Source organism: Fibrobacter sp. UWB5, assembly GCF_002210295.1.
Classification (GTDB): Bacteria; Fibrobacterota; Fibrobacteria; order Fibrobacterales; family Fibrobacteraceae; genus Fibrobacter.
The window spans coordinates 57,982-70,692 of the sequence record NZ_MWQH01000010.1 but is presented as its reverse complement, the minus strand read 5'-3'; the positions used below and the strand labels follow the sequence as shown (position 1 = coordinate 70,692).

The 12,711-nt window shown below is 51.8% G+C and carries 12 protein-coding genes; 3 read left to right on the top strand and 9 right to left on the bottom strand.

Annotated elements, in window-relative coordinates; genetic code table 11:
• Positions 1–2: 2 nt before the first annotated feature.
• The 5 genes from B7989_RS12425 to B7989_RS12405 all read right to left on the bottom strand — a co-directional run bounded on the left by B7989_RS12425 (position 3) and on the right by B7989_RS12405 (position 4,242).
• Complete coding sequence (locus tag B7989_RS12425) at positions 3–407, bottom strand: biopolymer transporter ExbD (protein ID WP_088628793.1); 405 nt, start codon at positions 405–407, stop codon at positions 3–5.
• Entirely contained in the window at positions 407–1,069 is a 663-nt protein-coding gene (locus B7989_RS12420; protein ID WP_233144419.1) for a MotA/TolQ/ExbB proton channel family protein, read from the bottom strand. Before B7989_RS12420 ends, B7989_RS12425 begins: the two co-directional genes overlap by 1 nt.
• Entirely contained in the window at positions 1,069–2,628 is a 1,560-nt protein-coding gene (locus B7989_RS12415; RefSeq protein ID WP_088628791.1) for a MotA/TolQ/ExbB proton channel family protein, read from the bottom strand. The genes B7989_RS12420 and B7989_RS12415 overlap by 1 nt, the downstream gene beginning before the upstream one ends.
• A complete protein-coding gene (locus tag B7989_RS12410; protein WP_088628840.1) occupies positions 2,628–3,422 on the bottom strand; it encodes a DUF3450 family protein in 795 nt (264 codons plus the stop codon). The genes B7989_RS12415 and B7989_RS12410 overlap by 1 nt, the downstream gene beginning before the upstream one ends.
• A gap of 82 nt (positions 3,423–3,504) precedes the next feature.
• Positions 3,505–4,242, bottom strand: coding sequence for an ankyrin repeat domain-containing protein (locus B7989_RS12405; protein ID WP_088628790.1), 738 nt, complete (start codon positions 4,240–4,242; stop codon positions 3,505–3,507).
• Between the two features lie 167 nt (positions 4,243–4,409).
• On the opposite strand from B7989_RS12405, the gene B7989_RS12400 reads away from it, so the two are divergent.
• Complete coding sequence (locus tag B7989_RS12400) at positions 4,410–5,180, top strand: hypothetical protein (RefSeq protein ID WP_088628789.1); 771 nt, start codon at positions 4,410–4,412, stop codon at positions 5,178–5,180.
• A gap of 21 nt (positions 5,181–5,201) precedes the next feature.
• Here the strand turns inward: B7989_RS12400 and B7989_RS12395 are convergent, their stop codons facing one another.
• Together B7989_RS12395 and B7989_RS14040 are read right to left on the bottom strand one after the other, a co-directional pair.
• Complete coding sequence (locus B7989_RS12395; protein WP_233144418.1) at positions 5,202–7,409, bottom strand: LysM peptidoglycan-binding domain-containing protein; 2,208 nt, start codon at positions 7,407–7,409, stop codon at positions 5,202–5,204.
• A 69-nt stretch (positions 7,410–7,478) separates the two neighbouring features.
• Positions 7,479–7,637, bottom strand: a complete 159-nt coding sequence (locus B7989_RS14040; RefSeq protein WP_158212921.1) for a hypothetical protein — start codon at positions 7,635–7,637, stop codon at positions 7,479–7,481.
• 66 nt (positions 7,638–7,703) lie between these two features.
• On the opposite strand from B7989_RS14040, the gene B7989_RS12390 reads away from it, so the two are divergent.
• Both B7989_RS12390 and B7989_RS12385 read left to right on the top strand, forming a co-directional pair.
• Positions 7,704–9,830: an OmpA family protein gene (locus B7989_RS12390; RefSeq protein ID WP_088628787.1), complete on the top strand. Its 2,127-nt coding sequence runs from the start codon at positions 7,704–7,706 to the stop codon at positions 9,828–9,830.
• Between the two features lie 63 nt (positions 9,831–9,893).
• Positions 9,894–10,499, top strand: coding sequence for a peptidylprolyl isomerase (locus B7989_RS12385; RefSeq protein WP_088628786.1), 606 nt, complete (start codon positions 9,894–9,896; stop codon positions 10,497–10,499).
• An 82-nt stretch (positions 10,500–10,581) separates the two neighbouring features.
• Here B7989_RS12385 and B7989_RS12380 read toward each other — a convergent pair whose 3' ends face one another.
• Together B7989_RS12380 and B7989_RS12375 are read right to left on the bottom strand one after the other, a co-directional pair.
• Positions 10,582–11,736, bottom strand: coding sequence for a hypothetical protein (locus tag B7989_RS12380; RefSeq protein ID WP_088628785.1), 1,155 nt, complete (start codon positions 11,734–11,736; stop codon positions 10,582–10,584).
• Positions 11,737–11,827: 91 nt separating this feature from the next.
• Positions 11,828–12,709, bottom strand: coding sequence for an NAD(P)-dependent oxidoreductase (locus B7989_RS12375; RefSeq protein ID WP_088628784.1), 882 nt, complete (start codon positions 12,707–12,709; stop codon positions 11,828–11,830).
• Between the last annotated feature and the right edge of the window lie 2 nt (positions 12,710–12,711).

Here is a 12,711-nt window from a genome sequence, read left to right as displayed (position 1 = left end):
GACTATTCTTCCTTATTCGCCGAAATCGAAACTTTGCGAACCTTGGCGAGGTTGCATTCATCGAGAATGTCGACGACAACACCGTTAGGGGCATCGCGGTCACTCACGATAATCACCGGGCGGTCAGGGGCTTCGGCCATCATCTGACGGAGCACCGTATTCAAAGTCGAGAGATTCACCTGGGTTTCGTTAATGTGAATCGTTCCCTGGCGAGTCACGCCAATCAAAATGCTTTCCTTGGCCAAGTCCTTTGCAGAACTGGCCTTGGGCTTGGTAACGTCCACGCCCGTTTCGCGCGTGAAAGTTGACGTCACAATAAAGAAGATAAGCAGGATAAAGACGCAGTCGAGCATCGGCGACACGTCAATCTTTCCTGTATCAAGAACTCTTTTACGGATAAAACTCATTATTTGACCTCAAACTTTCCTTCTTTAAAAACGTAGCTTTCGTACTTGAGCGCTTCGCTCCAGGCCAGTTCCTCGATTTTTTCGACACGGCCTGCCAAGAAGTTATAGGCAAGCATCAGCGGGAACGACATCAAGAGTCCCGCCTGCGTCGTAAGTAGAGCTTCAGAAATGCCATCGGCAAAAAGCACCGGATTTCCAAAACCGAACAGCTTGATATTTTCAAACGTATGGACCATGCCCGAAACCGTACCCAACAGGCCAAGCATCGGAGAAAGGGCGGCGCATGTCGAAATAGTCTTGAGCGACCTGGACAGATTAAGCGATATGCGGTGTCGCGTTTCTTCCATGGCATTGCGAACAGCGGTAGGCCCCTGATCGCGGTAATGGCGGACATCGCGAGCCAGCGCATAGAAATATCCATAACGATGGTGCGAAAGTTTTTCGAAGGCAAAATCTTCGCCCTTCTTCTCGAGATTTTTCCAGAATCCACCGACCACGCCATTGACAGTTCCGCCACGCAGCATAAAGTAATAGGCGTAGCGTTCTAGCATCAAAAACCAGCCGAACCACCCCAATACAAAGATCGGGGCAAGCACCCAGCCACCTCTAAAGAGGATGGACATTGCTGCTTCAAGTACGGAATTTTGGTCTACCGCTGGCACTACTTTTCCTTAATCCAAAGGGCGTTCAACACGGCAAGGCCGGCCTTTTCCATGCGACCGCGCAAGGCCTCGGAACGGTTAACCAGGAACGTGTGGATCAACTGCAAGGGAATGGCGACAATCAAGCCCGTTTCCGTCGTGACAAGGGCAATCGAAATACCGCCTGCCAAAAGCTTCGGATCAGAAGTACCGTGCATGGTAATCACGTCAAAAAGTTCGATCATACCCATCACCGTACCCAAAAGGCCAAGCAACGGAGCCACAGCCGCAAACACAGAAATCCAGTTCAGACCAAAGTCCAGCTTGGGAACTTCGGCAGAGAAAAGTTCTTCGAGAGCACGTTCTGCACTTTCGCGGTCCTTGTAATTCTTGGTCAGCACCGTCTTGAGCACACGGCCCACTTCGCCGTGGGTCTTTACGGCAAGCTTGCGGGCACCTTCGATATCGCCCGCCTTCAGAGCCTTGATCACGCGGTGTGCAGCAATGGAGCCAAAGCCCTTGTAAGAAAGCCACACGAAGCGCCACAGAGCAATCAAAAGGCCAAGTGCAAAGAGCACCGACAGCGGATACATCAGAAGACCGCCGTTCTTGAAGAATTCCCTCAAGTCGTCTTTCCAGGTGGTTTCCTGGTGGTTCGCCATTTCAGACGAAAGTTCGGTACTCAAGAGCACATCCACCGGCACCATCACAAAGGCGGAATCATTAGCCGATGCAAAGACCTTGCTAATATCGCCCTTCGTATCGGGCGTCAAGTTTTCCTGCCAGCTGAACACGCGCTTCTTTTCGCCAGCTACCGGAAGCATCAAAGCCGCCGGATGCAAGCCGTTGATATCGACAGCATTAGCCATCTGCATCGCGTAAAGCCCGCCTAGGCGCATGCGGCCACCCTGAGCCACAGCATTGCCGAAAACGAGTTCCGCTTTTTCCACCTGAATTTCACGGGTGAATTCAAGTTCGTTCTTCGCTGCATTCAAAACAGACTGGGCTATGCGCAAAGGATCATCCCTATAAAGGCCCATTTCCTTTTTGACTTTGTTCTGCACTTCGACGCGTTCTGCAATCTTGAACGGGATTCCCTGTTCGCTGAACTTCGCTAGCGTTTCCAAGCGTTCAGGACCAGCGGCCAACGACAGGTATTCGGCGCGAGCCTTTTCTGCCTGCAACTTGACCTGCGCCAAGTCTTCACGGGCAACACGCACGTCTTCGAACAGGCGTGCACGTTCCGACATCAAGGCGTCGACCTTTTCCTTGCTTTCGTTATACTTTTCGTTAAAGAGTTCGCGTTCCTGGTTGGCCGTTTCACGATCCTTCCAGCGGGCGGCAACCGCCATATCACGTTTCTTGCGGGCTTCTTCCAAATCAGCCTTAGCGCTGTTCAACGCGGCACGTTTCTTGACAGCGTCAATATCAGCATTTTGCTGGGCATAAGAAAGCGGAGCCAATGTAGCGAGAGAGGCTATGAAGACGAGAGACGAGAGACGAGAGACGAGAGTTTTTTTAGAAACAATCTTTCGTCTTTCGTCTGTAGCGAGCTTGCGAGCGTTCTTTAGTCTAAACATTACTTGCCCTCCTTCGGAATCGTTACCGGAATCAAGACAAGTCTCGGAGCGGTTTTTCCTTCGGCAACTTTCATCACGTCTTTCAAGACCGTTCGCATGGTAAGGTCATCGGACACGTTTTTCCAGACATAACCGCCATCGGCCGTCCGGGTAAGCCACAACACGTCGTTGCCGTCGTTACTCACGAAAACCGAGGCAACCGCACCATAGCGCAAATAAGTTCCCGGAACATTGCGGGCATCCACCTGCAGGAAACCCTTATACACTTCGGTGGTGTAACCTAGGCGAATGCGGTCGTAAAAGACTTCGAGCGCACGGTTCAAACCGTCATCCGCTTCAATCAAACCCTTATGGAGCTGGTTTGCAATTTCCTGAATGCTCTTGACGGTTTCATCGTTGCGGTACGGAAAGTCCGATTCAAACACCGGCACCAAGGAATCAATGACCATGGCGAGCGATTCGCCGTACTTGGCCTTACGGTTTTCAAAGTACTTGACCGTACCCAAGGACTTTTGGCGCACGCTTGCCAAATTCTGAAGTTCCGCCTTCAGGGAATCGATTTCGGCCTTCAAGGTCTTGTTCTGAGAAGCAAGAGCCTGCACTTTTTTACGGCCAACCTCGACAAATTCAGCATGGCGTTTCTTTTCAGCGTCATGGAGCGATTTTTCGCGGGCAGTTTCGGCTTCGACCGCCTTAATCTGGCGACGGACACTTTCTACCGTTTCCTGCGCCTGCGAAACAACGCCCGCAAGGCTCAGGCAAAGGAATATCTTGGTGAGTAAATGAAATTTCATATGCGAAAAAATACAAAGAACCGCGGCCACTAGACCACGGTTCTAAGCGAGAAAATCGCGAAATTTGCGTAAATTTCAAGAATTACTTCTTGGAATCCTTGAAGTACTGCGGAGTATTCTTGGCACCGGCCTTCTTAAGGGCCTTGATCAGGCGGGTATAGCCTTCGTTGGTGGCCCAGTCGAGCACAGAATAACCCTGACCGCACTTGGCGTTCACGTCGACACCCTTGTTGATGAGGAACATCATGGCGTCGTAGTTGCCGTTCTTCACGGTCCAGTGAATCGGGAGGTAGCCGTCAGCGCTGCGGGAATCGAGCGGAGCACCGGCATCGGCCAGAATTTCGAGCATATCAACCTTGCCAGACTTGGCAGCGAGAAGCACTGCAGTACCGAGCGTCTGGGATTCAGCGCCTTCAGCCTTGAGCTGAGTCAAGAGGCGGTTCACCACTTCCTTGTTGCCCATCATCACGGCGTTGTCGAGCACGGCTTCGCCGTTGCCGTTCTTCACGTCGGCCTTAGCACCATGATCGAACAAGTAGTTAAGCACAACCATGTTGCCCTTGTTAGCAGCGATAGCCACAGCGTTGTTGCCGTTATCGGCCGGAGCGTCAATTTCGAAAGAAGCCTGCAAGAAGAGGGTCATCTTGGCAGTATCGCCGTTCACGGCATAAGAAACGAACTGGTTCGGGGTAAAGGCAATCTGCTGCTTGGTCAGGTACTTGCGCACGGACTGAGGATCATTCGGGTCCATTTTGCTGTCGCAAGCGGTCATGGACATCATCATAGTGGCGGCGCAAAGGGCCAACAACTGCTTTTTCATAAAATTGTGCTCCAAATGAGGTTTTTCTTATTTTTGGTCTAAAAAATAAACAATTTTTGGCCAATTAACACAAAAAAACTCAAATCACAACTTTTTTTTACCAAAATATCCCCTACGGCTCCACAGCCCTTTTTCTCAATTTAAGACAAACCTTTTATATTTAGGACATGAGAAAGAGAATTTACACCCTGATTTTGCTTTTCAGCACCCTCACTTTTGCCGACCGAGTGGTCATCGACACCACCATGGCAGCCTCCACCAACAGCGAAGACCGAGAATTCGAGGACCGAGGTTCCTTTGGCCCCTATGTCGAATTCAACAACATCAAGATGAAAAACGTGGAATACTCCTACAAGGTAAACGGGAGAAAGCACGACATCACGGTCGACAACACCTACATTTACGGTGCCTCGGGTAGCCTCCCCCTCACGGAATGGTTCGACATTTACCTGATGGCCGGCTATCAGTACCTGGGCGTAAGCCACAAGCCGCGCAACAAGGATGCCGCCTACAAGGATCTCGAAGACTGGGACGATTTCTTTGAAGCCCCGTTCGATTCCAGCGACATCGAAGGTCGCCACGAAATCCACACCGCCCTTTTCCAGCTGGGTTTCGATTTCGCCCTACCGCTGGTGATGAACTACAAGCACCAATTCATGATCAAGCTTTACGCCTTTGGCGGTGCCGTATTCGGCAAGACATTCTTTGCCGACGATACCAAGTTCACCTCGCCCGCTATTTACGGCTACGCCTACGGCGCAGGCATCCGTACCGCATGGCACGGATTCTTCCTGTCTTCCGGGTTTAGAAACAACCACGAATACTTCCACACCTATTTCGAGCGTAAAACGGGCACTGACCGCGAAAACGACGAATTCATGTTGGATTACACCACGTATTTCCAGCCTTACGTAAGCCTCGGAATTACGCTGTTCTAACAGTCATTTTTCTAGGAAAGCTTATTTCTTAATCTTAAGTTTTTCGCCCATCTTGATCTTGGTATCCTTCAAGTCATTCCACTTGACGATATCTTCGATGGTCACATTATATTGGCGAGCGATGTCCCAGAGACCCTCGCCTTTTTTAACGGTATGGACCTTGTATTCGGCTTCAGGAGCAGAAGCGACCTTCAGCTTTTGACCGACGCTCAAGCTCGTGGACTTACCCATGTTGTTGAGTTCCTGGATCTTGGCCACGGTGGTGCCGAACTTGCGGGAAATACTGCTCAAGTTATCGCCCTGCTGCACAACATAGACAGATACCTTTTCGTTAGAGGTCTTCTTGGCTGCAGGCTTGGATTCGGACTTGGCGGGCTTCTTTTCGGCCTTTTTCTTCACGTATTCCGGAATCACCAGGGAATCGCCTACCGTAAGACGCTTGTTGAATCCCTGGTTTGCCTGCATGAGCATCACGACCGGCACTCCGTAAGACTTTGCAATGTCGGCAAAGGTATCGCCTTCGCGCACCGCATACTTGGCGCCCTTCGAAATCTTGGGACGATCCTTTTGCGGGCGTTCACTTTCAACCTGGGGTATCGGTTCGGGTTTAGAAACAACCAGGGTATCACCCGTTTTTACGATTGCAGCGACATCCAGAGAATTCCAGGAACGCACGGAATCCTGGGAAATGCCAAACTTGCGTGCGACAGAGGCCACATCATCGCCGGACTGCACGACATAGGTACGGACCTTGTGCGGTTTCTTGCCCTTGTTTGCCTTGGGCTTCGGAGTCACCTTGATGGGAATCAGCAAGGTCTGGCCGGCGCGAATGCGGGAACTCTTCATGTCGTTCGCCTGCTGCAATTCAGACACCTTGATACCGTACTGGCGTGCAATCACGCCAAGGTTTTCGCCCTTGCGGACCTTATGGTGGTGCCAGCTGGAGAAACTGTTCTTTTCCATCTTGTCGTAGCCATCGACAAATGCGGTACGGGTTCCGACCGGCAAGCGTAACAGGTAAGATTCCTTGTTCGGAGGCGTACACCACTTCACCAGTTCCATGTTCAGGCTGCGCAGCGTATCTTCGGTAACCTTCAAAAGCTTTGCCACTTCTTCGAGCGGGAACGAATCAAATACGGTTACGGTATCGAAATCAGGGCGGTACGTTTGTTCGACCGTCATTTCGTACTGTTCCGGATAATGACCGATGACCATGGCCGCAAGAATTCTCGGCACGTAGCGCATGGTTTCTTTCGGGAGTTCCAAGTCCCAATAAGTCACCGCCACCGACGTGTCGCGGGTCGAATCTTCCTGCATTTCACGCAAGAGCCTGCGCACACGTCCTTCGCCGCAGTTGTAGGCAGCCATAGCCAAAAGCCAGTCGCCAAATTCATCGTGCAGGCGGTTCAAGTACTTGAGGGCTGCCATCGTCGCCAGTTCCGGATTGCGGCGCATGTCGACCCAGTAATCCACTTCGAGTCCGTAACGCTTGCCTGTTTCCGGAATGAACTGCCACATGCCGGAAGCCTTGGCGCGGCTATAGGCCTTGAGCTTGAAGCCCGATTCCACAAGGGCGAGGTAAATCAAGTCGCGAGGCATTTTTGCCGCATCGAGCTGTGCATAAATCAGCGAATCATAGGCAGTCTTTCGGTTCAGCGAGCCCGACATAAAGGCTCGAGCCGAATTGGTCATATAGTAGATTTCTTGCAGCACGCGTTCGTTAAACCTTACCGGGAGCGTAAACTGCGACACATCGAGCGTATCCAAGAAGCTTTCGATTACAAGCAAGGCGGCGCTGTCGGCTTCACTTTCATCAAGGGCGTCCACACCTTCGATCGAGACTTCGTTTCGCACAAAATTTTCGGCATTTTCGCCAAGTTCAGCCACATTGGGGTAAACTTCATCGAGGGCGCGCACAATGCGAAGCGGCATTTTGGCACGGTAGGCCGAATCTTCAGCGGCAGAAACATTCTTATAGGTCGAATCAAACCGTTCGGAAACCAACTGTCTTAAGGATTCATCCAGATAATGCCTGGCCAAGAGCCATTCCTGATTGTCCATGGCCTGCAAGGCATACTGGTAATAGGTCCAAGAGGGACGAATCGCAAGGGAATCCGAGATTTTTTCTTTGAGGGCCCGTTCCGAAAAAGATTCCGTATCGGACGAATTTGCTGAGTCAACCTTGGGCGTCATATCGGGCTTGCTTGCGCAACCGGACACCAACAACACGAATAAAGATACTATGCCAAAAAAGAAAAATCTCATCAAAAAAATTCCAGACACCTAATTACAGGCCACCTAATTGCCAGTCACGCGTTCCACACCGAACCAAATGACACCAGCCAAGACAAACGCAGCAACCATTTGCAAAATGATGATAATGCGGTTTACGCGGTAGGCCTTTTGCGACTTACGGTGCCAAGACGGCAGTTCCTGTTTTTCATTCGATTCATTCATTGCGGGGTTAAATATAACAAATCGCAATTTCCCTATCCGTTAAATTTCTATGTTATACAGCGGATTATGAAGAAGCTGTTTGCCGCATTAAGCCTAATGTGTATTCCTGCCTTGGCTCAGGTAGGAATCGTAAGGTCAACGAGCGGCATTCACGCCCCCTCGGCAAAGACGCTTCCACAAGGATTTCTTTACATTTCCGGCACCTTCGAAATGGTGAGCGACGGAAACCCCTTGAGCCTGGACGGCGGCTACACCGATTCCAAAGGCAATTTTGTCACCCTCGAAAAGAATACGCCCTCGAACGATGAAACCTTTTACGCGAGTTTCGCCGTCCTGGACAACCTTGAACTAGGCGTATCGATACCGTTCCATTACGAAGGTGACATCAACAACACGGATTTGGACGGTTTCGGTCTCGGCGACCTGCATTTGTCCGCGAAAGGTTCCATTCCCGTGAACGAATGGTTTTATCTGGGTCTTAGCGGTGAACTTTTTGCCCCGACAGGTTCTACCGAAAAGGGATTCCGCCCCAGGCACCGCTGGTATGTCAAGTCGGATGGAGAAGCCTATGCCTTCACCTCGAACTATCCGGCCGCCAACGTCAACGTCCATTTTTCGTTTGACCTTAGGCAATACCTGACCTTTAACGGATACGCCGGTCTTCTGAGCGATTTCGGCGAAAAGGCAAAATACCTCCTGTGGGGAGCCGGCTTCAATATCTTCCCCGAAAAGACCCTTACGCTGATTTTCGAAGCATCGGGCGAAACACCCATGCGCTCCACGCGAATGAGCTATCATTTCTTGAATAGCCCCTTCAGACTCACTCCGGGCTTGCGACTGCACTTGCCTTACGAAGCCTATCTCACCCTTTCGGGCGACGTGGGTTTCCATTACTTCAAGGAGCTCGATTCCGAAGACGCCTTGTCAGTCAACCTCAAATCTGGCAAAAACAACCTGCATTACAAGACATCCGGCTCGCCTGAAGTCGCCATCGCCATTAGCCTTAGCAAGGTATTCAACCTGAGCTGGGGCGACGACGACAACGACGGCGTCATTGACCGTAAAGACATGTGCCCGAACACATTTAAAGGCCAGAAGGTAAACCCCCGCGGATGCCCTGTTGACGAAGACCAGGACGGAATCCTCAACATCGTTGACCTTTGCCCGAACACGCCCACGGGCCTTGAAGTCGATTACAATGGTTGCCCCCTGGATCACGACAACGACGGCGTCGCCGATTACCTCGACAAGTGCCCCAATACGACGAACGGCTTTGCAGTCGATTCTACCGGCTGCATGCTCGACACCGATGGCGACGGCATTGACGACAACAACGACAAGTGCCACGAGACTCCGCACGGAGAACCCGTCGGAAATGACGGTTGCCCCTTGGACCAGGATAAAGACGGCATTCCCAACGAAACGGACCAATGTCCCGACACCCCCGAAGGCATTTCGATTGACAAGAACGGCTGCCCGCTCGACTTCGATGGTGACGGAGTCCCCGACGATATCGACAACTGCCCCAACAGCAAGCTAGGCGAACTAGTCGGCGAATCGGGATGTCCCCTGGATTCCGACAAGGACGGCGTTCCCGACACAAAGGACGAATGTGCCGATACCCCCGAAGGCGTCGCAGTCAATATTCTCGGCTGCCGCATAGACCAAGATGGCGACGGTATCTTTGACGAAGAGGACAAATGTCCCGGTACACCTGAAGGCGCCCCGATCGACAGCCTCGGTTGCCCGCTCGATTCCGACGGAGACGGTATCGCCGACTGGGCAGACCAATGCCCGGGAACCGCACCCAACACCTTTATCGACATTTCCGGCTGCCCCACCAACCAGAGGCACAACTTCAATACGTTTGCAAAGCATATCCGCTTCAAGGGTATCGACACGGTCCTGGTGAATTCGAGCTACACCGCATTGAACGACATCGTTTACTACATGCGTCAATACCCCATGAATCTCGAGATCCAGTGTTCTGCAAGCGAAGCCGGAGCAAACGCCGAACGAATCTCTAACGAGCGTGCCGAATTCATTTATAACTACCTCGTCAAGAAAGGAATCCGCAAAGAACGCCTCAAGTTCCAGGGATTCGGCAAGAAATTACCGCCGACGCTTACGCAAAAGAACGGCAGCACCGACGTAGTGCGATTTATTCCCTCGCCCGAAAATCAAAAGCAATAGTTTTTTACTATATTTGCACATCCATTCTTACGGCTCCTCGCCAAATCAAACAAAGGATTTTCTATGAAGATTGCTGACAAGACCGTTGTCCAGATGCACTACACCCTGACCTCCGACGAAGGCAAGGTCATCGATTCCTCCGAAGGCCGCGAACCGCTGCAGTACATTCAGGGCGCCCACATGATCGTGGTCGGTCTCGAAAAGGCAATGGTCGGCCACGACGTGGGCGACAAGTTCGACGTCAAGGTGATTCCGTCCGAAGGCTACGGCGAATACAACGAAGAAATGACCCAGGAAGTCCCGCTGGACGTTTTCCAGGGTGTCGACAAGGTGGTCGAAGGCATGATGTTCTACGCCCAGACTCCGGCCGGCCCGATGCCGATCCGCGTGAAGTCCGTTTCTGAAAAGACCGCCGTCATCGACGCCAACCACGAACTCGCCGGCCAGAACCTGAATTTCGCCATCGAAGTCGTTTCCGTGCGCGAAGCTACCGAAGAAGACCTGAAGCCTATGGGTCACCACTGCTGCTGCGGTGGCGACGGCGAAAGCGAATGCAAGTGCGGCGAAGAAGGCCACGAATGCGAATGTGGCGGCGAAGGCCACAAGGAAAACTGCGACGGTAACGGTGGCTGCGGCTGCCCCAACCACGACAAGCACCATAACAAGTAATCAAAAGCCTTTTAAAAAAAATTAAAACGCCCCGCTTTGAAGCGGAGCGTTTTGTTTTCTAGAAAAGCACGTTCATCGACGCTTATTCGTACTGCGGGAGCGTCCAAGTCGTGGGCACCGCCGGAGTATCGTCGTCATCATGGTTGAAGGTGAAACCCTTCTTGGCGTCAAAGCCTTCGATAGAACCCTTGACCGCCGAGGCGCATTCGCTGGGGCGCATGCAGCTGGAATTCTTGAGCATAAGGACATCACCATAGACATCCCAAATGCCGGACTTGAGTTCTTCGGTATTGGCACCCTTCTTAGCGACAACGGAGTAATCGCCCGATTTCTTGAGCGTAAGCGTCCAGTCAAGGCCATTTTCAGGAGCGACCCATTCGCCCGCCAAGGATTCCTTGTCGATATCCTTATACTTAATCGAGGACTTTTCGCACTTGTACGATTCCCCCGTATCCATATTCAGGTCGAAATCGGTGCTGACCTGGGTCGAGACCAGCGAATAAACCGCCTGATCGAAGAATACCGGAAGCATCAGCAAGTGGCTGCGTTCGATATCGTAGTAGCCCGCAGACCAGCTCGATTCTTCCTTGACCGTTTCTTCGACAACATAGCGGCCCTTGTAGAACGAATAGACCTGCTTGGTGTCACCGTTCTTGCAAGAAAGCTTGACACCCTGCAACTGGGTACCGTCCGAAATCCAGTTCGTAGATACGGGCACATTGGCCTTTTCGACATCGATATAGTCGCCATCGTTGATCGAGACCTGCAGTTTCTTTTCGTCCTTGACGACAAACTGGAGCTTGCCGGATTTTTCAAAGAACTTCTGCATATCATCCGAAGCCTTCGAATTGATACCCATGAACGAACCGTTGGACTTGCCGTATTCAATCACGCCGTTTTCGAAATCCGAGCGGACCGCAATCCATGCCGTATCGGGAATCCAGATAGAGAACACCCCCTGCTTTGCACCGGCAGCAAGATAAATCTGCGTTCCGAACATTTCACCAAGAGTCATGTTCTTTTCAAGATCTTCCAAGGTTGCAGCACGCAAGCCCTTCGGAAGTTCCGGAGCGGCAGAAGACGAAGATTCTTCGACAGAAGAAGACGATTCCTTAACGCTCGAAGAACTGTCTTCACCGCGTTCCACATTCGACGAATTGTCATCGCTGCCGCAAGCGGCAAGCATCAAAGACATGGCAAAGGCGGAAGCGACCGCCGAACAAGCTTTAAAATTCATAAATACCTCGTTTTTCTGCATACGAATATATACAAAAATGCCGGCGATGTAAACAGAATGCGTTTTTTTGTGATAAAAAACGCTTTTTGACTCAAATTTCTAAGGGAGAACCGGGCTCATAGCCTAAATCGGCCTTGGCATTCTCGATATCGGGCGCGGCGTCATACAAAAAGCCAGCCAAGGCTTGTTCCGCAGTCACCGGGCGCCCGCCAATCCAACTTTTAAGGACAGCGAGTTTTTTGGAAATCCACCACGGGAGCGGAATCATCAAATGGTGCTTACCGGCCTGTTTCAAGACCGCCTTGGCCATATCCGCCATCGAAAGCACAATCTCCCCAGCCAGGGCATACGTTTTACCGACCGCACGTTCAGAAAGGCCCGCCAAGGCGATGCCCTTGACCAAATCCGTACTTTTAACGGGGCGCTTGAGGCACTTGCCCCCACCCGGCATCAAATACACCGGGAAACGCTTCACGTAGGCTACGAACATATTGAATTCAATTCCGCCGGTACCGATAGGAGAACTGATGACAAGCGTCGGGCGAACGATTGTCCATTGCAAACCGGAATTCTTGACATACGACTCCCCCGCCAACTTACTTTTGCCATACTCCGTCAGCACGGGATACGTTACCGAAATGCTAGAAACATAGACCAAGCGCTTTACGTGGGCCTCTTGGGCAACGGCAACGACATTGCACGTTCCACCGGCATTGATGCGCTCAAAGGCACCCGGTTTAGTCGAAAGGAGTATCGCGGCGAGATGGTACACCAAATCTACGCCGACAAAGGCTTCGCGGATCGATTCCGCGTCCGACACATCCCCATAAAAAACCTCCACCCCCTCGGGTAAAAACCCAGCCTGGGTATCGCCCGGGAGCACAAGCACGCGAACACACACACCGCACGCTAAAAGTTCCCGACAGAGCGCCTTCCCTACGACGCCTGCGCCACCCGTCACCAAAGCAATCATTG